The 21,259-nt window shown below is 68.7% G+C and carries 16 protein-coding genes and 1 pseudogene; 7 read left to right on the forward strand and 10 right to left on the reverse strand.

Features of this window, described 5'->3' with window-relative positions; all coding sequences use genetic code 11:
- Positions 1–893: 893 nt before the first annotated feature.
- From ACTWQR_RS52725 to ACTWQR_RS52735, 3 genes are all read left to right on the forward strand, one after another.
- Positions 894–3,731: a putative dsRNA-binding protein gene (locus tag ACTWQR_RS52725; protein ID WP_443234493.1), complete on the forward strand. Its 2,838-nt coding sequence runs from the start codon at positions 894–896 to the stop codon at positions 3,729–3,731.
- 177 nt (positions 3,732–3,908) lie between these two features.
- Positions 3,909–4,685, forward strand: coding sequence for a hypothetical protein (locus ACTWQR_RS52730; protein ID WP_443234494.1), 777 nt, complete (start codon positions 3,909–3,911; stop codon positions 4,683–4,685).
- A 252-nt stretch (positions 4,686–4,937) separates the two neighbouring features.
- The gene (locus ACTWQR_RS52735) at positions 4,938–5,402 is read left to right on the forward strand and encodes a hypothetical protein (protein ID WP_443234495.1); all 465 of its coding nucleotides are present in this window, start codon (positions 4,938–4,940) and stop codon (positions 5,400–5,402) included.
- A 54-nt stretch (positions 5,403–5,456) separates the two neighbouring features.
- Here ACTWQR_RS52735 and ACTWQR_RS52740 read toward each other — a convergent pair whose 3' ends face one another.
- The 5 genes from ACTWQR_RS52740 to amcB form a co-directional block, all read right to left on the reverse strand.
- Positions 5,457–5,690: a hypothetical protein gene (locus ACTWQR_RS52740; protein ID WP_443234496.1), complete on the reverse strand. Its 234-nt coding sequence runs from the start codon at positions 5,688–5,690 to the stop codon at positions 5,457–5,459.
- A gap of 15 nt (positions 5,691–5,705) precedes the next feature.
- Positions 5,706–6,215: a hypothetical protein gene (locus tag ACTWQR_RS52745; protein ID WP_443234497.1), complete on the reverse strand. Its 510-nt coding sequence runs from the start codon at positions 6,213–6,215 to the stop codon at positions 5,706–5,708.
- A 799-nt stretch (positions 6,216–7,014) separates the two neighbouring features.
- Positions 7,015–7,701, reverse strand: coding sequence for a pentapeptide repeat-containing protein (locus ACTWQR_RS52750; protein WP_443234498.1), 687 nt, complete (start codon positions 7,699–7,701; stop codon positions 7,015–7,017).
- A gap of 74 nt (positions 7,702–7,775) precedes the next feature.
- Entirely contained in the window at positions 7,776–7,967 is a 192-nt protein-coding gene (amcA, locus tag ACTWQR_RS52755) for a multiple cyclophane-containing RiPP AmcA (RefSeq protein ID WP_443234499.1), read from the reverse strand.
- Complete coding sequence (gene amcB, locus ACTWQR_RS52760; protein WP_443234500.1) at positions 7,964–9,115, reverse strand: cyclophane-forming radical SAM peptide maturase AmcB; 1,152 nt, start codon at positions 9,113–9,115, stop codon at positions 7,964–7,966. Before amcB ends, amcA begins: the two co-directional genes overlap by 4 nt.
- Before the next feature lie 216 nt (positions 9,116–9,331).
- On the opposite strand from amcB, the gene ACTWQR_RS52765 reads away from it, so the two are divergent.
- Positions 9,332–9,850: an NUDIX hydrolase gene (locus tag ACTWQR_RS52765; protein WP_443234501.1), complete on the forward strand. Its 519-nt coding sequence runs from the start codon at positions 9,332–9,334 to the stop codon at positions 9,848–9,850.
- Between the two features lie 11 nt (positions 9,851–9,861).
- Here the strand turns inward: ACTWQR_RS52765 and ACTWQR_RS52770 are convergent, their stop codons facing one another.
- The 4 genes from ACTWQR_RS52770 to ACTWQR_RS52785 all read right to left on the reverse strand — a co-directional run bounded on the left by ACTWQR_RS52770 (position 9,862) and on the right by ACTWQR_RS52785 (position 13,347).
- The gene (locus ACTWQR_RS52770; RefSeq protein ID WP_443234502.1) at positions 9,862–11,316 is read right to left on the reverse strand and encodes a hypothetical protein; all 1,455 of its coding nucleotides are present in this window, start codon (positions 11,314–11,316) and stop codon (positions 9,862–9,864) included.
- A 497-nt stretch (positions 11,317–11,813) separates the two neighbouring features.
- Positions 11,814–11,957 carry a hypothetical protein gene (locus ACTWQR_RS52775; protein ID WP_443234503.1) on the reverse strand — a complete coding sequence of 48 codons (144 nt, stop codon included), beginning with the start codon at positions 11,955–11,957 and terminating at the stop codon, positions 11,814–11,816.
- Positions 11,958–12,019: 62 nt separating this feature from the next.
- Positions 12,020–12,955 (reverse strand): hypothetical protein, encoded by a 936-nt coding sequence (locus ACTWQR_RS52780; protein ID WP_443234504.1) that lies wholly within the window; start codon positions 12,953–12,955, stop codon positions 12,020–12,022.
- Complete coding sequence (locus tag ACTWQR_RS52785; protein WP_443234505.1) at positions 12,955–13,347, reverse strand: hypothetical protein; 393 nt, start codon at positions 13,345–13,347, stop codon at positions 12,955–12,957. The genes ACTWQR_RS52780 and ACTWQR_RS52785 overlap by 1 nt, the downstream gene beginning before the upstream one ends.
- Before the next feature lie 238 nt (positions 13,348–13,585).
- Here ACTWQR_RS52785 and ACTWQR_RS52790 point away from each other — a divergent pair, with 238 nt between their 5' ends.
- Together ACTWQR_RS52790 and ACTWQR_RS52795 are read left to right on the forward strand one after the other, a co-directional pair.
- On the forward strand, positions 13,586–18,556 hold the full coding sequence (locus ACTWQR_RS52790) for a CHAT domain-containing protein (protein ID WP_443234506.1): 4,971 nt from the start codon (positions 13,586–13,588) through the stop codon (positions 18,554–18,556).
- Positions 18,557–18,833: 277 nt separating this feature from the next.
- The gene (locus ACTWQR_RS52795; protein WP_443234507.1) at positions 18,834–19,355 is read left to right on the forward strand and encodes an SGNH/GDSL hydrolase family protein; all 522 of its coding nucleotides are present in this window, start codon (positions 18,834–18,836) and stop codon (positions 19,353–19,355) included.
- Between the two features lie 44 nt (positions 19,356–19,399).
- Here the strand turns inward: ACTWQR_RS52795 and ACTWQR_RS52800 are convergent.
- Positions 19,400–20,519 (reverse strand): annotated as a pseudogene (locus ACTWQR_RS52800) (IS630 family transposase).
- A gap of 366 nt (positions 20,520–20,885) precedes the next feature.
- Between ACTWQR_RS52800 and ACTWQR_RS52805 the strand changes: the two are divergent.
- Positions 20,886–21,179, forward strand: coding sequence for a transposase (locus ACTWQR_RS52805; protein WP_443234508.1), 294 nt, complete (start codon positions 20,886–20,888; stop codon positions 21,177–21,179).
- Positions 21,180–21,259: the final 80 nt, after the last annotated feature.

Here is a 21,259-nt window from a genome sequence, read left to right on the forward strand (position 1 = left end):
GACATCCGGGCCTGGGTCAAGGACTGGAACCAAGACCCCAAGCCATTCATCTGGACCAAGACAGCCGAAGAGATCCTCGACTCCCTCGCCCGCTTCTGCCGACGGATCTCTGGCGCAGGACACTAGTTGGGCATGAATAGTCAGATACCAAGATCAGGCCATTCACTTCGGTACGTGTGCCGATCTGCTATCGGCCCATCAACTGCGGGTCACAGAGCGACGGTTGTAATAGCGACGCCCTCGCGACGCAGAACGAAGCCTTCGGCATCGCTCACCGGCCCGACCAGTTTGAAGCCGACACAGTCCGCCGAACAAAACGCTCTGACCTGTGCAGCTGCACTACCGCCGGGTCGCTGCAGTTCGCTCACCTCGTCCATCCGAGCCCCCCGGCGAGAGGAGACGATGCCGTTCTTGCTCTCATCCGCGCCGTGAGGCTGCCGCACCTGATCCACCGCGACCGAACTGGCAACAGCGTGCGTACGCCTACTACCAGTGGAGGGCGAGAGCCTCCCAAGTGATGGTCTTCTCAGTGTCGTTGGCGACGAGGTCGACCAGCGTGATGGACTCGATATGCAGGGTGCGTGGCTGGGGCGCACCCGGCGTACGTGCCGGTGGATCTGGTGGAGGCGCCCCTGGGTGACCTCGGCCGTGGCGTACAACTCGGCCAGGTCGCTTTGTCCCGCCACCGTGATCTGAATCGGCCCCATCAGTGACCGGAGTGGAGGCTGTCTCTTGGGCGATGCACCAGAGTGCACCCGTGCAGAGGGGCGGCCTCAACTGTGTAAACGCCGCCCATAGCTTGCCCTGCCGTGATCCACTGGGCGGGGGCGCGGCTTGGAGTGGCCGGCCGTGTGCCGACGACACGGGGCTCGCATGACGTACGGGGACCGCCGATGAATCAGTGGGTTGGAATCGTCGCGCTGCGCGACGCGCCGAGTTCCGTGTCGACGCCGTTGCACAGGATGGCGACGGCGATCGAGACGGCCCACCGGATCCGCACCTACAGCCTGGGTATGGGGCGCGAGGTGCTCCACGCCGACCTCCGCAGCGCACTGCGTGCTGTCGGCCGGCGCTACTCTTCCGCGAACGACTCGGCGCGGGCGGCTGCCTCGTTCCGCGCGGTGCGCTTCTTCCCGGACCACACGGACGCGTGGCGGGATCTGCCGTGGTGGCTGCAGCAGGACCTGGCCAGGGAATTGGAGGCGTCGCTGCCGGTGCAGCGTAGTGCCACCGCTGTGCAGGCTCGTCGGCCTCCTCGGCAGCAGCCGATCATGGCGAAGCCGCAGCGGCGGGTCGGCGCCGTGGCCTCTACCACGTCCGTCGTCGAGCGGGTGGGGCTGGAGCCGATGGACGTCGTACGTCCGCCGCTGGCGGACCCCGGCGCACCCTTTGACGCGATCGACCTGAGTGCCGCGCTGGAAGCGGATCTTGCGTCGGCCGGTCTGAGAGTGGGTGCCGACCCCGTGCACGCGCGGTGGCTGCGGATTGCGACCCTGCACACGAGCTACGTCTACGAGGATGTGCACGGTCCTGCGGGCCTGCTCACGCTGCACACCCTGAACATGCTTGGTTCGCTCGGCGGGGCGTGGCTGAACCTCTTGGTCCTGGATGCCCTCGCAGCGGATCTTAAACTCCAGGACCGGGACGAGGGCACGCAGTCGGCTCGCCTCGCCCATCACCGCAAGGATGCCGTGCGGCAGCTGGGAGTCTGGGCGGCGGCTGCCGGCTTCGCCCACCTGGGGCGCGGGCAGCAGAAGAGCGACACGGCGAGCGTTGCCGAAGGGTTGGCGCTACAGGTCATAGGAGCCCTCGTCCTGATCGGCGCGCATGAGCCGGCGCGCCGGCTGGTCGCGGCGAAGACCAGGAACGCGGGCCGGGGCTCGGGGGCCACTGTCCCGCAGCGCGATTGGCTCACACTGCTCCAGGAGCGGCCGTACGTCCGCGGCATGCAGTGGTCGTACGACACCGAGGGCCCGGACCACAACAGGACGTTCACCGCCACGGTCCGTGCGGGCGACGGGCGTACGGCGAGCGCGGCCGGCGGTTCGAAGAAGGCCGCGCGCCAGGCTGCGGCCCACGCCTTCTTGAGCCGCCACGATCCAACGGCCGCCTCCGCCGCACCGCCGCCCCGGCGCGCCCCCGCCCCCGTCGCCCCTTACGGCTACGGGATCGACGAGCCGGGTCACGTGCAGGCGATACGCGACCTGCGGCAGGGCTTCGGGCTGCCGGGTGCGGCGGAGCCGTGGCTGGCCCAGGCGCTCACCCACAAATCCTGGACCTTTGAAAACGCTGGTCTCGTCGAGTCGGCCCATCAGCGGAGCAACTCCCTGCTGGCGCACACTGGTTCGCACGTAGCCCGGGCCCTCATGGCCTACGAGAGGGCGCACGAGGCGGCGTCTAGGGGACTGCGGCCCGCTCCCGAGGAAGCACGGATCGGTTCGGTCGCCAACGCGGAGTGCGGCCGTCTCGGCGAGGCACTCCGCCTGAGCCCGGGCATGCTCATTGGCACCGGCGAAAGGCGCAACCCACGCTCCAACCCCGGCCAGGACGCCGCGCAGGCCGTCCTGGCCGTCGCCTGGCGGCAGCGGGGAGCGCGGCTCCTCACCCGGCGCCCGCACGTCCTGCACACCTGGCTTACCACGCTGGACCAGGGCCACGACCCGGTCACGCAGCTGCAGAACCTGTGCAGCCGCTTCGGTATCCGCCTGCACGAGCCGGAGTTCTACGTTCGTGGCGAGGACCATGCCGAGGAACGGTACTGCGAGCTCGTTCTCACCTGCGGCGCGGAGACCGTCCGCTGGACGGGCACCCCGGTCGTGGGCAGCAAGACCACGGCCAAGCAGCACGCCGCACAAGAGGTTCTCGCCCTGCTGCACGCCCATGCCTCAGGTACCACCCGCACGTGGTCCGTGCAGGAGACAACAGTTCTGCGCGGTGTTCTGCGCCAGCAGCTTCACCAGGCACCGCACTTGCTGCCGAAGGAGCGCCTGAACTGCGCCCGCGGCGGCGACCTGGGCCTGGATCTCCTGGCGTCCGCGGACGCGGAGGGCTTCCGCGCCTGGGCGCACCGAACACAGACCCTGGTGGGAGCCTTGCCCGGGGACACCCTCGAACGTCTGACCCGCTTCTACACTCAGTGCTTGACCCAACTCCGTTACGGCGACGACTCCTTGCTGCGTACCGCACTGCGGCGCGTCGCTGTCGGCGCGGCGGATGCGTCCACTCAGCTTGCGGCTACGGCGGCCCTGCGCGCCGCGACGGCGGAGCAGCCTGCGGACCTGCGGGGCGCCCTGGGCTCATGGTGGGCACGGACGGCGGAAACGGCAGACGTCCGTCTGTCCGACGGCACGGGCCAGCGCGGCGGCCTGGCACTGAGCGCCGCGGAGGCCGGCGCGCTGAGGGAAGTCCTGGTCTGGACGGCGCAGGCGGCCGGCGCGGTGGACCACCCGATGTCGGTGGAACTGACCATCGACGAGGACCGCCTGTACGTACTCCTGGGCATCGCCGAGGTGAACGTCCCGAAAACCTGCGCCCGTCTCCTCCCCCTGCTGGACGAGGTCGCCCCGTCGATGCGCTGCACCGCGGCCGAGGACAGCCTCCTGCTCCACTGGCGGCAACCGGAGGGCCTCCGAGATCTCGACGAGACCTCCCTAGCCACCACGGGCCTGACGGCGCTCTCCGAGCCGCTGCCTGTACCTTCCGATCTCAAGCGGCAAGATCAGAATGCGTAGCCGTGCGGGCGTAGGGACCGCTGGCTCCGGTCGGAGTGAAGCAGCTTCCTTGTCGGCGAAGAACATGACGAAGGTGTCCCGGCGCCGCCGGTCGCGGCACAGCAGCGTGCCTGCTGCATCGGGAACCGGGGGCTCTCTCCTCTCTGATGTCAGTGGCGGGTGGCATGATGCCCGGCCATGACCAACAGAGATGAGAGCGACGAGGCGTACGTCGTTGATCTGTGCAATCAGGTGCTTGGTGAGCCGGCCCTGACGCAGCACAAGTTCGACTGGCTGCTGGGAGACCCGGGGACGGGCGGGCGGCGGGCAAAACTGCCCGTCGATGCCTACTGGCCGGGGCACCAGCTCGTGGTCGAGTACCGGGAGTTGCAGCACGACCAGCCGATGCCGCACTTCGACAAGCCCGATCGGCTCACCGTCAGCGGCGTCCACCGGGGCGAGCAACGAGCCCTCTACGACGCCCGGCGCGACGCCGAAATCCCCGCTCACGGCCTGCGCCTGGTGGTGATCCGTCCCGCCGATCTCGACGCGGACGGTCGCGGGCGTCTGCGCCGCAACCGGGAAGCGGATCTCGTGGCGCTGCGAGCGATCCTGGCACGTGACAGTGACGAGGACCGGGTCACCGACGCCTTCCGCACGTGGTTGCTGGCCCAGGGCTGGACCCCGGTCACTCCCACGGACCGCTGGACCGACATCGAGGCGGTTCGCGGCACAGAGCGGCTGATCTGTGAGGCCAAGGGACGAACCAGCGAGAAGGGCATCGACGCCGACATCGCCTACGGACAGCTGCTGCGCCGGATGACGAACGAGGGGCCGGACATCCGGTACGCCCTGGTCGTGCCCTCCTCGTCCGTCAAGGCTGTCGAACGCGTCCCCGTACACGTCCGCAGGCTGCTGCGGATCGACGTGTACGAAGTGACGGACGACGATCGGGTGCTGCACCTGCCGACGTAGGCGCTCCACCGACACCCTCCGCTCGCCGACCGAAGGTGCCCCCGTCGGCGGCCCGCGCGGTGCCCGGCCCGGACTCGCTGCGCCGAGTCCGCTGACTTTGCTCGGGCGGCGATTGAGGCTGACGCCACCGTGTGCCACACGGGTACGATGAAAACCTCGGGCGGGCTACTGCTGAGTGGAAGAGGGGGACGCTGATCCATGGGAAAGTCAGCGCGGGTGCTAGGCGGGGAGTTTGGCCGAACGGCTCGCGAAATGAACGAACTTCTCAAGGACCACGGATACCTGTACGGAAACCCCGGCGCTTATGGGCTCACCGAGAAGGGGCAGCAATACGCCGAGGAGAAGCACCACTCGCGCGGCACGGGCGGGTACGCGCAGTACAACAGAAGCTGGGAAACCCGCACCTGGAGCGACGCGACGGCAGCGGCGCTGAGGGCTGACATGGAAGCCACCCCCGGAAGCTTCGACGCAGGAGACCCTCCCACTGACGAAGAAGACACTTTCGTGTGCGAACCTTTCGTGGACCGCAGTAACAGTGGCGATGAGGACGATCCTCAGCCCAGTTGGAAAGAGTTGGCAATCGGGGGAGTCGTAGTGGGCGCTCTTCTCATCGCTCCTCACGTCAAGCCCTTCTGGAACAACAAGGTGAAACCTGCTGCGAAGAAGCTGCGGGACGGGTTGGCGAAAGAGGAGCCGGTCGAGTCCACCGACTCCTGACGCTACCGAGAGACCGACATCCCGCCACTACACTCTCGATTGCGATCAGCCCTATCACCCCGAGGTGCCACTCAGCGGGATTGTCGCCAGGGTGTCCCACATGATGGTCTTCTCGGCGTCGTTGGCAACGACGCCGACCAAGGCGATGGTGTCGACACGGAGGGGTGCGTGGCTGGGGCGTACTCGGCGTACGCGTCGGTGGATCTGGTGGAAGTGATCCAGGCTGACCTCGGCGGTTAACGGTAGCGTCGGATATTGGATCTCTCGGAATGCCCCGAGTTTTGCCATAGTTCGTCCTTCCAGTCATCCGTGCTTGCCGAGTGTCGGCAGTCCGCCCGAGACCGTGCGGACACTACGTCCGCGCCGACTCGCCCGCTTGGCCATCAGCAGTTGGCGGGCCATCGCGCTCCACTGCGCTGCCTCGTCTTGGTTCCCTGCGGCTCTCTGCTCCCGGCCGGCCGCGAGCATGGCTGCTCGGGTCTTCCCGTACAGCGACTCTGCTATCGAGGACACGGCTCCGCTGATCCGGACCGCACCTTCCAAACCTCGCTGACAGAGCACCAGACGGTGGTCCGCACCGTCCTCCGTCAGGCGCGCGGCGTACAGGCCGGCACGGCTACTGCCGAGCGAGATCTTCCCGAGCTGTATCAGGAGCTCCGGGGTACACGGCAGCAGGACTTGATCCGCCGTGGCGCCGCGTGCGGGTGCCAGCGACACGAGGTTGAGACGCTCGCCGTCCCATCGAACCCACATGGCGAGCGTGGGCCAGGCGACGGCAGGGTCGAGGGCGGGGTGGGGCTCCGTCGCGTCCATGCTCGGGTCTCCCGGTCCTTGAGCTCGGTTTCGTGGCTGATCGGTCATGACGCGTTTGGCGGCTGGCCGAGCCAGAAGGCGGCAACGGAGGGCTGGTCGATTCCGGCGGTCGAGCCGTCGTGAGCAAGGAACTCGGTCGGAGCGATGTAGCCGTCGCCCGGATCGAGGCGGATGCGCAGGCAGCGCAACGGGTGTCCTGTGGCGACGTACCGGCGGATGTCCTCGGTGTGTGGGTGGTGCCGGTCCGGGTCGGCGTGGAGCGTGCGGCAGATCTGCTGGATGTCGTGGTCACCGATGAGCAGGTATCTCGGGCCGGGGCCGAGATTGAGGCAGAGCCGTCTGCGGCCCTGGTGGCGTCTGGGGTACGGCAGCCGGTCGAAGTTGTCGACGTGCAGGCCGATGCGTCGGCCGGTGGCGGAGTCTTCGGTGGTGGTGGCCCAGTTGCCGGGGCTGGCCGCGCAGCCCAGGAGTTCGGTGGGCCAGCGACCGTTGAGGGGGTCGAGGCGGGCGGCGCCTTCGAGGCGGCCCGCCAGGTCGTCGGAGGCGAGGTCCGGCAGCGGTCGGCGTACGAGCTCGATCCGGATGCTGTCCGGCGTCGAGTCGTCGGCCTGGTGCCGCTCGGCCTCCTCGGCGGTGAGGGGTACCCAGTCGTCGCTGGGGACGATGGCGCCGTGGTCGTAGCCGGGCTCGCTGCCGGTCTGCCGGACCGGTGCGGTGTCGCACCGGCCGCGTATGTCGTCCGTACGTGTCGAATACGAGTCGCGGGCCCATGGCCGTCCTCCCGAGGGCAGGTGCGGGGCTACTTGTCGTCGAGGTCTTCACCGAAGGTGACGTCCAGCTCGGCGGCGAGTGCCTCGGCTAGCTGGAGTGTCTGGGCGTGGTCAATGACGACCTGCTTGAGCGAGGCCAGGCCGCGCAGCTGGGAGAGGTCGTTACCGCGGAGGTCCAGGCCGCGGTACTTCCCGCCGTCGAACTCGGTCAGCCGTAGATCGCAGTCATCGATCAGGGCGGCGCCGAGGTCAGCGGCGGCGAAGGTGGTCTCGCGCAGCGAACACTTGGCGAAGATCACGGGCCCGGCGGCCCGGACGCGGGTGAGGGTGCTGTAGTCGAGCTTGCAGTTCTCGAACAGGACGTTGTCGAGCGTGACGTCTTCGAGTGCGGCGCCCATGAGCTTGCAGTCACGGAAGACGGCTCGGGAGATCTTGCTGTCGGTCCACTGCAGGGAGGACAGGTCGCAGCCGGTGAACTCAACGGAGTCGACGCGGAGCTTCTCCAGGCGGGTGCGCTGGGCCTTGAGGCCGGTGATCCGTCCGTCCATCAGGTGGGTGTCGGCCAGGTCGAGGTCCCGCAGGTCGGCGTCGGCGTAGTGGAACTCCTCCACCCGGCCACGGCCGCCCTCCAGTGAGGTGATGTTGGAGAGGTAGAGGCCCGGCTCGTTCAGGGCAGGGAGCGTGACGCTCGTACGGCGGATCGTGCGGGTGTCCATCAACAGCCTTTCAGCGCAGTGGCTCGGTCGCCGGCGCTGCTGGCACGCCCGGGGCGTGCCAGCAGCGGCGCGGCCTACTTCTTCTTGTTCCAGTTGTCCCAGGTCGGGCGGTTGTCGAAGGGGGCCGGGTTCTTCGCCCAGTTGTCCCACGTGGGCCGGTTGTCCCACGTCGCTTCAACGATCACCGGGGTCGGGACGTCGTGCGTGGCTGTCAACTCCATCACGACGGGGGTGTCGGATGTGGCGAGTCGGTCCAGGATCTTCATGCAACAGCCTCCTTGGTTGCGAGCGTGGACAGGGCCGTGACCAGGGCCTGCCGGGAGACCCGGCAGTAGTTGGTCTCGGTGGTCGTGAGGTCGCCGTTCTCGAAGTAGCGGTTGGCGGCCTGGGCGCCGCGGCAGAAGTCGAAGAACTCGCATTCGGCCTGGCAGCGGTCCAGGCCGGTGAGAAAGTCGCGTACGTAGCGCAGCCGGTGGGCATCACGGAGGATCTCGGGCAGGGAGCGGTCGAGGATGTTGCCGGCCACGAAGTCGCCGTACTCGGGCGCCGCCGTGTCCGCGAGTTCCGGGGAGAGCAGAACTACGTCGCCCTTCCAGGAGACGGTGGGGATCGGGTCGAGGCGGCGCCCGTCCCATTCAGCTCTCTGGCCGGAACGGATCAGCTGAAGGTACTCGGCGAGGCGTTCGACTTCCCGGACCCCCGGGCCGCCAGGGTGCTCGCGGGTCCAGGTGAGGGTGCGGCGCCAGAACTCCTCGGCCTGGACCGCGGTGGGCGGCTGCCGGTCGGTGTTGACCCCTTCGATCTCCTCGATGTTGAAGCCCACCGAATGGCCGCCCAGCGAGGTCAAGAACTCCAGCAGCTCCTCCGGCATCGCGATGCCTAGGGTGCCGACCACCGAGATTACGGAGAACGGGATGCCGTGCTCGCGCAGATGCGAGATGCCGCGCAGGATCCGGTCGAATGCGGGCTTGCCTCGCAGGTCGACGCGCTCGGCATTCAAGGCGGCCGGGCCGTCGATGCTCACCCCGACGCGGACGTCGTACGCGGCCAGCAGGTCGCACCACGTCTCGGTGATCAACGTGGCGTTGGTCTGCACATAGTGGTGGACTCGGCCCGCCCGCCGCAGGGCTTCGAACGGCGCGAGCAGGGCGGCGAACTTCTGCTGGCCCACGGCGAGCGGCTCCCCGCCGTGCCAGACGATGCCGATCGGATGGCCGCTGTCGTCGAACTGGGCCACCGCCTGCGCCAGGGCCTCGGCCACCTCCAGGGGCATCTGGTGCTTGACCTTACGAAAGGGCAGGTAGCAGTACCGGCAGTCCAGATTGCACCAGGTCGTGGGCTGCACCACAACGGTCTGCGGAGCCGCGAACCGCTGCTGGTACCGGGCACGCCACGGGGACGGGCGAGAGCGCATCGGGGGTCCTCTCCTCAACGGACAGAGGGCATCGCCGGCCGCGAGCGGGAGCCGCGGGCCGGGGATACGACCACGATCCGTCCCGCCGTGACGTGTACGCGATGACATCGCGGTGTCATTGCCGATGACATGTCATCGGTGCGGCGCTGACACTGTGCTGAAGTGGCTTCACCTGCACGGGAGTTCGAGTGGTTCCCTGTGGGCTATCGTGGCGGGGTGCCTCGCTCGATTCTGATCCACGACGGCCAGACCGCCCGCGATATCGGTCTGGTGTACTGCTGCTCGGGCTACCTCGTCGAGCGTGGCAAAGTGCTGCTTGTGCACCACAACCGCTTCGACAAATGGGTTCCGCCGGGCGGTCATATCGAGCCCGGGGAGTCCTTCGCGGGCACGGCGGTGCGCGAGTTCAAGGAGGAGACGGGGCTGCTGGTGGAGGCGATCTCCAGCCAGCCGGCCATCCACCCGGCCGACCACAACGCCACTCCTGAACCCGTGCCGTTCTATGTGGACATCGAGCGCGAAGGCTTTCCGACGCCGGCGCTGGTCCAGTTCTTCTACGTCCAGCGGCAGCCGGGCACCCGGGAACAGGCTGTGGCGGCGCAGCTCGAAGAGGTGCACGGGGCCGCCTGGTTCGGCCTGGAGGACCTCGACACCCTCAAGACCTTCGACCAGGTCCGTTCCCTGGCGCGGTTCGCCCTGCTGAACTACCCAGTGGCCGGGGAGCGCGCCACGTAGTAGGCGGCGGCCTACCGCCCTGCGAGGCGATACCCGCTGGCCCCGTCCACCGTGCTGGCCAGCAGGAGCCGGGCCGGGGCACCGCCGAAGGCCGCAGAGACGGCCTGGTTGAGGCGCTGAACGTACTTGGGCACCGAGGACGGAGCGACGTAGAGCGTCGCCGCGATCCGCTCGGTCGACAGACCGGCCTCGGGGGCGTCGTACACGACCTTCACCACGTCGAACAGGCGCTCCGACAGCTCACACGCCACGCTTCCTTCGCTGTCGCGTGCCCCGAGGAGGACGGTCCGGCCCGGACCGAGTGCGACATGGACGATGACCATCTCGGCCGACGCCTCGCTGACGTCCTCGGAGGTGCTGTCGGCAAGGTTCATTCGGGCCAGACGCTTCATCGCTTCCTCGTAGGCCGACACCGTGTAGTACGCGGCCCGGATGGTGGCGCGCTTGCCCGAGGCACCCGGCTCGTTCCACAGCCCGGCCTCCGGGTCCCACAGGTCGTTCATCAACTTCCACGCCTTGGCGAGGCGGGGATCGCGCGGGCTCGCGCCGGCCCGGGTGGCGGCCTGGGTGCACAGCGCGTACGCCATGTGCTCCCAGGCCGTGCCTTGTACGTCCTTGTCGTCCTCGACGAACGTCTCCCACCGGTGGTGGTTGTGCAGCAGCCACTGGCCGGCCTCGACGACCACTTCGGACAGCCGCTTCTGCTGCACTGGGCCGTGCACCCCGCCCGCCTCCCTCGGGACGTCCCGGTAGGCGGGCTCGCCGCCGGGCCCGGTTCCGGCATAGACGGCCGACAGCGCGAGCAGGAACAGCGCGGTCTTGCTCGGGCTCGGGTCGGTGTCGATGTAGGTACGCCACCCCCATGCCCCGCTGGGGCGCCGGTGGTAGAGCAGGCCGTGCACTCCGTGGTCGATCAGCGGTTCGACGCGCTCCAGCAGGCTGTTGGTCTCCACCCCGCCGGGTAAGAGGAGTCCGGGGCCGAAGTCGTGGAGGGCATCTCTGAGCTCGGCGAGCCGGTGCACCACCAGGGCGGTCTGGTGCAGCGAGGTGTCGTCGAGTCCGAGGACTTCGGGCCAGCCGTGGTCGACCTGGTGGTCCTCCAGCCAGCCGACGCACCAGGCCGCGGTCTCCGCGACGCCGTTGTGGTGGAAGAAGCGAGGGTGGGACAGCAGGCCGGCCAAGCCGAAGGCGATGAACCGGGTGTGCTCACCACGACCGCCTTTGGGCCGGGGCCGTGAGTGCTCCGGGATGGCGCCGGTGAGGAAGTCGAGCCCCTGGCGAACCGGCTGTCCGGCGATGCCGGCGGCCCGCAGAATCGGCAGGACCTCGCTGGTGTTGACGATCGACGAGACCGAGGTCAGGGTGAGGCCCCACCCGCCGTCGTACCCCTGGTTGTGCAGCAGGGTCCGGGCAGCCTCGCCCGCTCTGGTCTCGAACGCCGCGAGCCCCACGTGCGCACTCTTCATGATTCGCCTCCGCCGCCGAACGACCCGGACCGCCGGTCGGACCGTACCCAACTCGCCTAGTCCCGACGCGCGTTCAGGGTTGAGACGCTACGGTGCGTGGTCATGAAGCCGTTCGTGTTCCAGCATGCCCAGGACGTGTGGCCAGAGGGCGAGACCCTGCTCCACGTGTATCTCACCCCACACGATCAGGACCAAGAGCTGGAGGCGCTCGTCGCCCGGTGTAGGTCCGCATTCGGAATGTCCTTTTCTCATTGTTAGTGGCCCGTGTCCGGCCCATGGGCCACCAATGTGAGACGAACGATCGTGGCCTGTCGCATTGAAGCTGTGGGATTCTCACGGGTTCTCGTGTGGGTCGGCGGATTCTCATCGCGCCGCGCACGTCGGAATGCTGGAGTGGGAAGACTGAGGGCTCGATCCGGGCGAAGCGCATCGGTACGGATGGCTCCTCGACCATGCAACGGCCGATTGCCTAGTCGGCCGCGCGGCCGGACACACGGTCACGATCCGGCCCGCCACTCGGACCCGAGGTAGCGGGTGCGGTCCTCGGCGACGGCGTCCAGCCAGGCGGGCGGCTGGATGGCGCCGAGGGCTGGCCCGCCGATCACTACGACAGCTCTGCCGGGCGTGACGAGTTTGTCCACGGCAGACGGGAGGCCACCGCCTTCTGGGCGGTGGCCATCACGGTCAGCGCCCCCTTCTCCTATCAACCTCCGCGTCTTGGGGGTCCCTCAGTTGGGCGAGTGGTGGCGCGCAGTCGTTGGCTGATCGCGTGTCCGATTTCCAAGCGGGGCTCGTCGGTGGGGACGCCCAGCCGTTCGGCCAGTTCGCGTAGATACACGTCACACGCGGCCTCGATCAGGGAGGCCAGGACATCGGCGGCGGCCTTTCCGCGGAGCACCGAGGCAATCAGGGCCGCGGTGCCGACGAGGGCCGCAGGCCACCAGACGACAGCCACGGTGAGGTAGAGAAGGGCCCAGGCGGCGAGTCGTGCGGCTGCGGCGTATGCGTCGCGGGCGGCTGCGACGTCTGCGCGTACCTCGCTGGGCATGACGCTCCAGAGGCGAGGCCAGGCCAGGGCAAGATCGTCGAGCCCGTCGACGGTCTGGGCATGGGTGGCGGCGTCTGCGAGGCGGTCGCCGATTCGGGTGGCGTGGTCCGGGCGGGTGGGACCGAGGCGGTTGCGGCGGCGTTGCTGGACCCGCACTGCGGTGGCGTGGGTCAGGGCGTTGTCGGCACCGCTGGCTGTGGTGGCGTTGCGAATCGCGGTCCTGAGCCGCTCGCGCGCCACAACCCAGCGGCGACGGCGCCAAGAACGCAGCCAGGAGGCGGGCGGTCGGTCGCCGGGCAGTACCCACAGACGTTCGACCAGAGCGCCGAGGGCGCCGGCGAGCAGTCCGACGCCAGCGCTGGCCAGCAGGATCGCGGATGCGGCGAGCACGACCGCTCCGGTCGATTGGGCGGCAGGGCGGGAGGCTAGCTGGTCGAGCCAGCCGATTAGGCCCGCGACGGCGAAGGTCCGGTCCTGCCCCAGGTACAGGCCGGCCGCGAGCAAGGCGCTCCACAGTAGGCCGGGCAGCAGCAGAGCGTTGACCCAGCGGTCCGCGAGCCTTGTGCCGATCCCGGTCAGGAAGGCGTTCATCACCGTGGATTGGTCAGATAGGGCTTCATCCCCGTGTCCTCGCCGCGGGCAGCCGCGCAGGTCGGCGGGTGCTCGGTCTCGTCAGGGAGGACCACGCGGGAGCACCTGCCCAGGGGGCATGTCCATCCCGCTGGGTGTCCCGTCGGCCCCTCTCCCATCCCGGGAGGCAGGCTCGGGATGCCGCGGCTCTGCGCGGGCAGCCCTTGCCGGGCGCAGGCGTCCTCGATCGCGGCGACCAGCTCGGTGACACGCTGCTCATCGGGATTGGTCGGGCCGGCCAGCAGGGCCAGTAGCTCCTCAAGCTGTGTGTGTGCCCCGCCGTCGCGGATCATCTCCGCCAGTTCCGGCCAGCGGCTGAGTTGATCGCACAGCAGACCTACGCGGTGTCCCATTAGTTCGCCCATAAAGTCCCCCTCTCGGTCGCTCCTATGGTCGGGCATCACGTACTCGTACTGGCCAACGGCGCCGTGAAGGGCCCGAGTTGGGAAAGTGTAGGGAATGCGGGACGGTCGGCGCGGTGGTTAGCATCTGCCCAGGGCGCAGCATCAGAGTTGCGGGGGTGTGGTTGTGGTCCGGCTGGATACGGGGTTCGGACTTCAGGGCCGAGCCACTTGATGAGGGGGATCCGCTATGCCGAGCCGAGAGGCGGCGCTCGCCGCGCTCAACGACTGCCTCGACCGGGTGATGAGTCCGTCCACTCGTCTGCTCGGGCCGGACATCCGCGAGCTGTACCTCATCAGGGACGACGCCCGCCAGGCTGTGGCGGTCCTGGAAGACATCGCTGATACCGACCGCGATCTGCTGGTCGCGCACGCGCTGGGCTGGTACCACTGGTTGCGGTCCCGCTACAGTACCTGGGGCCCGCCGGAGGCTGATCGTGCCGCAGCCGTCGCTTACCTGACCCCGGTCTATCGGGTGAGCCCCCAGTCCGTACCCAGCCAGCTGCACGGCACGTTGCAGCGGGAGGACCTCGACTCCCCTTCACAGGAGGAGCCCACCAAAGTCAGCAGGGACGCCCGCGGCCTGGATGTGTTGACTCCCATCGCGTACGAGCGCATGGACGAACGGGTCGCCTTCCAGCAGATCCTGCCGCAGATCCTTGCTCTGTTTCCTCCGGAGCTCCAAACACTTCCCGCGGACGATCCCGACCGCGTCGGGATCCTCACCAAGGTCGGACGCGACCTTCAGGCGCTGTACGAACAGACCGGCCACGTACAGGCGCTCAAAGCCGTCATGCAGGTGAGCCATAGGGCGGCGGCCCAAGCCCAAGACCTGGAGGACCGCGCCGGACTGCTCAGCAATGTCGGTGTCGAGCTGCAGAGTCTGTACGAGCGCATCGGGCGTGTTGAGGTGCTGGAGGAAGCCGTCACGGTGGGGCGCGAAGCGGTGGCCATCATGCCCCGCGACCACCACAGCGGTGCCACTATCCTGGCGAATCTCGGGCGTTCCTGCTCCCTGTTGTTCGAGCGGACCGGGCGTGTTGAGGTGCTGGAGGAAGCCGTAGCGGTGAGGCGCGACGCGGTGGCCGCCACGCCCCGCAACCACCCCGACCGCGCGGTGCGCCTGAACTTGCTCGGGGCGGCGTTGTGGGCCCAGTTCGGCCGCACCGCCCGACGCGACGCACTGGACGAGGCGGTAGCGGTGCTCCGGGAGGCGGCAGCCGCCATGCCCCACGATGATCCCGATCGCGCTTCTTGCCTCGCCAACCTGGGGGGTGCGCTGCACGAGTTGTTCCGGTGCACCGCCCGACGCGACGCACTGGACGAGGCGGTGCACGTACTTCGGGAGGCGGTAGCCGCCGCCCCCCGCACCCCCCTCAGCCGCGCGGACTGCCTCAACCGTCTGGGGATCGCCCTAAAGGACCGATTCCTGCGCACCGGTGAAGGCGACGCACTGGACGAGGCGGTGCAACTATTTCAGGAGGCGGTCGCCGCCACCCCTCACGAGCCCGCTTTCCTCACCAACCTGGGGATGGCGTTGATGTACGACTTCGAGCGCACTCTACGGGTGCAGGCGCTGCAGGAGGCGGTGGCGGTGAGTAGGCAGGCGGTGACGGCCACCCGTCGTGGCGACCCGAAGCTCGCCGCCCGCCTCAGCAACCTGGGGCTCGCCCTGCTAGCCCTGCCCAGGAGTGTCGGCCAGGCCGATCCAGTTCGGGAAGCCGTGACGCTATGCCGGCAGGCACTCACCGCCACGCCCCATGACCACCCCGACCATGCCGAACGCCTCAACAACGTCGGAATCGCCCTTGCAGCCCTGTTCGAGCACACAGGCGAGGCCAGCAATTTGAGCGAAGCGGTGCGACTACTTCGGGAGGCAGTAGCCGCCACCCCCGACAACCACCCCGACCGCGCGGGCCGCCTCAGAAACCTCGGATGGACGGTGGTAGGAAACCTAATCGAGAACGACCCGCGGCCTAGAAGCCTGGATGAGGCACGCCGCTGCTTCCGTGAGGCCGCGGACAACGTGACCTCTGAGACCTTCACTCGCATCTCGGCGTACCGGGACTTCGCGCTGGTGCACGCTGTCAAAGCGATGAATGCTGGCCCTGACGCCGCCCTGGCCGGCCTCAAGGCCATCGAAGACGCCATCGATCTGCTGCCGCTTCTCGCCCCGAGAAGGCTGACGCGCGCGGACCGACAGCACCAACTCGGCCGCCGTCCAGGCTTGGCCCAAGAGGCCGCCGCCGCCGCGCTCGCCGCGGGCAGCCCGGCGCGGGCGGTGGAACTGCTGGAGCGCAGCCGCGGCATTCTCGCCGCCGACCTCCTCGACCTACGCAACAGCGACATATACCACCTGCGTGAACTCGCTCCTGAGTTGGCGGACGAACTCGAGGGGCTGCGCGCCCGCTTGATTGCCTTGGACCGTCCTCAGCCAGCCCTCTCGCCGAGCGCCGGAACGACAGAAACGCCGCAGGCCGTCCAGGAATCACATCAGCGCCTGGCCCAAGACCGGATAGCGGCTCACGACGCCTGGGAACGCCTGCTTGCGCGTATCCGCGCGCTTCCGGAATGCTCTGACTTCCTCCGCGCGCCCTCAGTCAAGGAACTCGCCCGCCACACCCACGCCGGACCCGTCGTCTTCGTCACCGCAAGCCTCACTCGCTGCGATGCCGTCATCCTCTCCGACAGGCGCGACAACCCCGTCGATGTCGTACCCCTGCCCCAGCTGACCCATGAGGCCGCTGCCGAACGGGCAGACCTCCTGCGCGCCGCGTTGCACAACACCGGCAACACTGACCTGGCCCCCCGGGCGCGAGCCAGGGCCCAACAGGAAATCCTGGCCGTCCTGGCATGGTTGTGGGACACCGTCGCCGACCCCGTCCTGGCCCACCTCAGCCACACCAGCGCCCCTCCACCTGGCACCGCCTGGCCACGCCTGTGGTGGTGTCCCGTCGGCATACTCGCCGACCTCCCCCTCCACGCGGCCGGCCACCACAACAACGACCCCGAGCAGGAACACGGCCGGCGCACCGTCCTCGACCGGGTCATCACTTCCTACACCTTCACCGTGCGAGGGCTTGCCCGCCCCCGCCAACACCGGCCCGAGTCCGGGGAATCTCACACACTCATCATCCCCGCGCCTGAGGCCGCCGGGCACCTGCCGGGCGTTCGCACCGAGACGACCGCCCTCGCCGGACTTGTCCCAGACGCCCGGGTCCTCGACGCTCCCACCCGCGACGCCGTCCTCAACCTGCTCCCTCGCAGCCGCGTCGCCCACTTCGCCTGCCACGGCCGCGCGGACCATACCGCCCCCGACACCAGCCACCTGGTCCTCACCGACCATGCCGACGCCCCCCTGACCGTCGCCGACATCACCGCACTAGACCTCACCGCCGACCTGGCCTTCCTCTCTGCCTGCGACACTAGCGTCACCGCACCTCGCCTGGTCGACGAGTCTCTACACATCACCGGCGCATTCCACCTCGCTGGTTACCGCCACGTCATCGGCACCCTATGGCGGGTCGACGATCGCATCGCCGCCAAACTCGCCGCCGACTTCTACACTCACCTCACCAACAACGGCACCGTCCCACCCCAGGCAGACCGCAGCGCCCACGCCCTTCACCAAGCCACCAGGCACCTGCGCGACCTGTACCCGAACACCCCCAGCCTGTGGGCCGCCTACACCCACACCGGTCACCCGCCAAGGAGCGAGCCACCACGCCAGGTGCCGTCCACCACCGGATGGGATGAACTCCGCCCAACGGAAGAGCGGATCGTGGACGACGGTGTGCCCGGAGACGGTGCGGGTCAGAAGCTACGACAGCTCCAAGCTGCGGAACGGCTCGACGAGCAGCTCCTGAACAGTGTGCCCTGTGACGATGTGGGCCGGAGGCTGTGGCACCTGGCCACCCCCTATCTGTTGCGGCACGCCGCCCAGCACGCTCTCGACGCCGGGCATCTGGACGACCTCCTCCAGGACAGCGGCTTCCTTGTGCACGCGGACCCGCATGCCTTGGCGGACGCCCTGCCCCACGCCGGATCAGAGCAAGCCAGACTCAACGCCGCTGTGTATCGGGCGTCCTGGGGCGTACACCACACTCTGCCGCCGGCCGCGCGCCGCCAACTCCTGGCCCTGGACGCGGCCCGCTACCGCAACCAGCGCCTGCAGGCCGATCTGCCCGGCGACAATGACTGGCAGGTGCAATGGGCGACCGAAAGCCGGCTCCCGGCAGAACTGGATACCCTCACCGGCCACACCGACATGGTTGCTTCGGTGGCAGTGACGGAGGTGGGCGGCCGCCCCCACACCCTCACCGGCAGCAACGGCGGGGCGGTCCGATTGTGGGACCTGACCACCGGAGCCCTGATCCGCCAGCTTACCGGCCACACCGGCGTGGTTGATTCGGTGGCGGTGACGGAGGTGGGCGGTCGTCCCCACGCCCTCACCGCGAGCTGGGACAGGTCGGTGCGGGTGTGGGACCTGACCAGCGGGGAAGAGATCCGCCAGCTCACCGGCCACACCAAGGCGGTCACGTCGTTGGCGGTGACGGAGGTGGGCGGCCGCGCCCACGCCCTCACCGCGAGCTGGGACGGGTCGGTGCGGGTGTGGGACCTGACCAGCGGGGAAGAGATCCGCCAGCTCACCGGCCACACCAAGGCGGTCACGTCGTTGGCGGTGACGGAGGTGGGCGGCCGCGCCCACGCCCTCACCGCGAGCTGGGACGGGTCGGTGCGGGTGTGGGACCTGACGACAGGAGAACAGATCCGCCAGCTCACCGGCCACACCGACATAGTTGATTCGGTGGCCGTCACGGAGGTGGGCGGCCGCCGCCACGCCCTCACCGCGAGCTGGGACGGGTCGGTGCGGGTGTGGGACCTGACCAGCGGGGAAGAGATCCGCCAGCTCACCGGCCACACCAAGGCGGTCACGTCGTTGGCGGTGACGGAGCTGGACGGCCGCCCCCACGCCCTCACCGCGAGCTGGGACAGGTCGGTGCGGGTGTGGGACCTGACCACCGGTTCCTGTCTCACCACCTATCACCTCCCTGCCGAACCGATGGCTGCAACCGTCACCGCCGACGGCACCGTCATTCTCGGTGTAGACCACGATGTGGTCGCCCTCAGCCTGGCCCCCCTCGCCCGGAGGCCGCGATGACCAGCCTCCCAGCGGCCCCCTTCGAATCGTCGCCGTACACGACGCAGGCAACAGCTTCGGCTCCGAGGTGTCCGGTGCTCGTCCCGAAGAGCTGCGCGCGTTCAAGGCCCACGCATGGACACGGCAACTGACTAATGCTGTGACCGCATAGGTTCGCCGGATTGCTTCATGAGCTGCGTGCCATGGCGGCCGCGGCAACGGGTGGAGTCCTCGATGTCGTGCCTGGTCTGCGGGCCGTGTCAGTGTCCTGGTGCAGGATGTTCATATGACCGTTCTATTGCTCGGTGACAGCAACCTCGCGGTGCTTCAGGACCAGTACCCGGACCTCGTGCCGCTAGCGTTCGGCGGCGACGTCGAGTCCTGCGCGGTCGGCGGTGCCTGGTCGGGGTCCCTGCGAGGCCAGGTCGGCGATCGGGATCCGGCGTCGTATGACGCGGTCGTGCTGTCGATCGGGAGCAGCGACAACCATCCGGCCTTCTCGAGCTCCCTGGGCCTCTTCCGCAAGAACGTGGCTCGCGAGCTGGAGCGCGGTGGTCGGTGGGTCGCGCTCGTGCCCCCGGGCCTTGCTCGTGCTCCCGAGCCGTTCGACACCTCCGAGGTCAACGACCTGATCAGGGATTATGCCGAGGTGCTGGCCGAGCTGGTCACGACGGCCGGCGGCACTGCGATCAGGGTGCGCGCGGTGACAGACCGGCTGGGCCCCGCCGCGTTCGACCCCGACGGCATGCACCTGTCGCGCGCGGCCTACGAGGCCCTGGTGCCAGAGATTGCCGAAGCCCTCAAGCCGATGTCTCGGTAAGGTCCGGCGCCGTGGAGAGGCCGACCAGCACCCGAGACGGGCGGTCAGGCCGCGGCGAGTGGGCGTCCGCCCCAGCGGATGCCCTTTTCGCTGCGGATGCGGGCGCGTTCGCGCCGTTGGGCGGCGAGAACGTCGGGGTGGCGGGCGTTGGTGTTGCGCCAGCGCAGGTAGGCGTGCAGGGCGCGGGTCCGCGCGGTGTGGTTGGGGTGGTGGGAGTTGGCGACGGTGAACTGTCGCAGCGGTCCGAAGTGGGTTTCGATCGGGTTGGCCCAGGACGCGTAGGTCGGGGTGAAGCACAGCTCGACGCGGTTCTTCTTTGCCCAGCTACGGATCTTGTCGCCCTTGTGGGCGGACAGGTTGTCCAGGATCACGTAGATCGGGGCGCCGTCCGGGCGGGCCGCTCGGATCGACTTCAGTGCGGCCAGGGTGTTCACGGCGCCCTTCTTGTTGCGGGTTGACGCCCCACAGGGTGTCGTCGCCGACCGAGTAGCAGCCGTGGAAGTAACGGACTCCGTGGGTGCGGTGGAAGGTGGCGGGGTGCCGCTCGGGCCGGCCCTGCTCGGCCCAGCACGACCCGGCGGTGGGCCGGATGCCGAGCGGGCCGAACTCGTCGAACGCGAACGCCCGGGCCGGGAATCGCTCCAGCACCTGCTCGATGCGGTCCAGCTTGGCGTCACAGTCCGGGTCGGGAGACTCCTTCCACGTCTTGGTCCGCTGAAAGGTGACACCGCGGCGGGCGAGCAGGCCCCGTAACGCCTCGCGGCCGATCCGGATCACGCGGCCGTGGACTTTGCGCAGGTAGGCGGCAAGTTTGCGGAGCGACCAGCGGGTGAAGGGCTGGCCGAGCTTGGTCGGGCGCGTGGTGGCCGTCTGAACGACGAAGTCCTCATCGTCAGGACTGAGAAGGCGGGCACGACCTCCCGCCCACCGAGGGTCCAGAAAGGCCAAGCCGATCTCGTTAAACCGGTGAATCACATCCCGGACAGTGTCCTCGTCGGCCTGCACAAGCTTCGCGATCACTGGCACCCGGTTCCCGCCGGCCGAGGCCAGCAGCATCATCGCGCGCCGGAGCCGCACCGAACTGGTGCTCCCTCGGCGCACGATCTGCTGCAGTCTCTGCCCCTCCTGGTCGGTCAACCTGCGCACACGGACAGGCTCAGCCACCACACCCCCCGGCAGTTGGATCGGACGTCACCGCACATCCAACCGCCCGGGCCACCGACCCGGCGAACCTACGTGGTCAGAGCACTAGCTCAGCGCGGCCTTGCCCAGATGCAGTTCGTGGACGCGCGTGAAGGTGTACGTGTTGCGGTCCAGCTCCTGGCGCTCCCACACCAGCCACACGCTCGATACCGTGGCGCGGGTGCGTATCGCGGGCCTGATGGCCTTGCCGATCTCGGAGGCGAACTGGTCCGAGCGCGCGGCGAGTTCCGCCGTCGTGCTGAGGTTCCCCCTGCCAGCCGGACAGCTTGATACTGGGACGGATGGTCCCGGAGGAAGCAGTCACAGGTAGTGAGTAACAAGAGCAACATGAGCAAGCGGTACACGGCCGAGTTCAAGCGGGACGCGGTCGCTTTGGCGTTGTCCTCCGAGAAGACGGTCACCGAGGTCGCGAGGGATCTTGGCGTGAGTCCGGAAGGGCTGCGCGGGTGGGTGAAGCAGGCGAAGGCCGACCGCGGTGAGGGGCCCGCCGGGGCTTTGACCTCTGCGGAGCGTGAGGAGTTGGTCCGGCTGCGGCGGAAGGTTCGCGAGCAGGAGGCCACGATCGAGGTTCTGGGAAAAGTACCCATGACGGCGCTGTGCGCCGGCACCGTAGCGGGATGAGAATCCGGGGCGCGTAACGGCTTTTGGCCGGTGGGTGGTTGGCTTCTGTGCGCGGGTTGAGTGCTCTGTGGCGCCGTTCG

The organism is Streptomyces sp. 2A115 (assembly GCF_052245575.1).
GTDB lineage: Bacteria > Actinomycetota > Actinomycetes > Streptomycetales > Streptomycetaceae > Streptomyces.

Bases quoted from the DNA above. Each gene is read 5' to 3' on its own strand.
- ACTWQR_RS52725 (WP_443234493.1), top strand. From the start codon at position 894: ATGAATCAGTGGGTTGGAATCGTCGCGCTGCGCGACGCGCCGAGTTCC.
- ACTWQR_RS52730 (WP_443234494.1), top strand. From the start codon at position 3,909: ATGACCAACAGAGATGAGAGCGACGAGGCGTACGTCGTTGATCTGTGC.
- ACTWQR_RS52735 (WP_443234495.1), top strand. From the start codon at position 4,938: ATGAACGAACTTCTCAAGGACCACGGATACCTGTACGGAAACCCCGGC.
- ACTWQR_RS52740 (WP_443234496.1), bottom strand. From the start codon at position 5,690: ATGGCAAAACTCGGGGCATTCCGAGAGATCCAATATCCGACGCTACCG.
- ACTWQR_RS52745 (WP_443234497.1), bottom strand. From the start codon at position 6,215: ATGGACGCGACGGAGCCCCACCCCGCCCTCGACCCTGCCGTCGCCTGG.
- ACTWQR_RS52750 (WP_443234498.1), bottom strand. From the start codon at position 7,701: ATGGACACCCGCACGATCCGCCGTACGAGCGTCACGCTCCCTGCCCTG.
- amcA (WP_443234499.1), bottom strand. From the start codon at position 7,967: ATGAAGATCCTGGACCGACTCGCCACATCCGACACCCCCGTCGTGATG.
- amcB (WP_443234500.1), bottom strand. From the start codon at position 9,115: ATGCGCTCTCGCCCGTCCCCGTGGCGTGCCCGGTACCAGCAGCGGTTC.
- ACTWQR_RS52770 (WP_443234502.1), bottom strand. From the start codon at position 11,316: ATGAAGAGTGCGCACGTGGGGCTCGCGGCGTTCGAGACCAGAGCGGGC.
- ACTWQR_RS52780 (WP_443234504.1), bottom strand. From the start codon at position 12,955: ATGAACGCCTTCCTGACCGGGATCGGCACAAGGCTCGCGGACCGCTGG.
- ACTWQR_RS52785 (WP_443234505.1), bottom strand. From the start codon at position 13,347: ATGGGACACCGCGTAGGTCTGCTGTGCGATCAACTCAGCCGCTGGCCG.
- ACTWQR_RS52790 (WP_443234506.1), top strand. From the start codon at position 13,586: ATGCCGAGCCGAGAGGCGGCGCTCGCCGCGCTCAACGACTGCCTCGAC.
- ACTWQR_RS52805 (WP_443234508.1), top strand. From the start codon at position 20,886: ATGAGCAAGCGGTACACGGCCGAGTTCAAGCGGGACGCGGTCGCTTTG.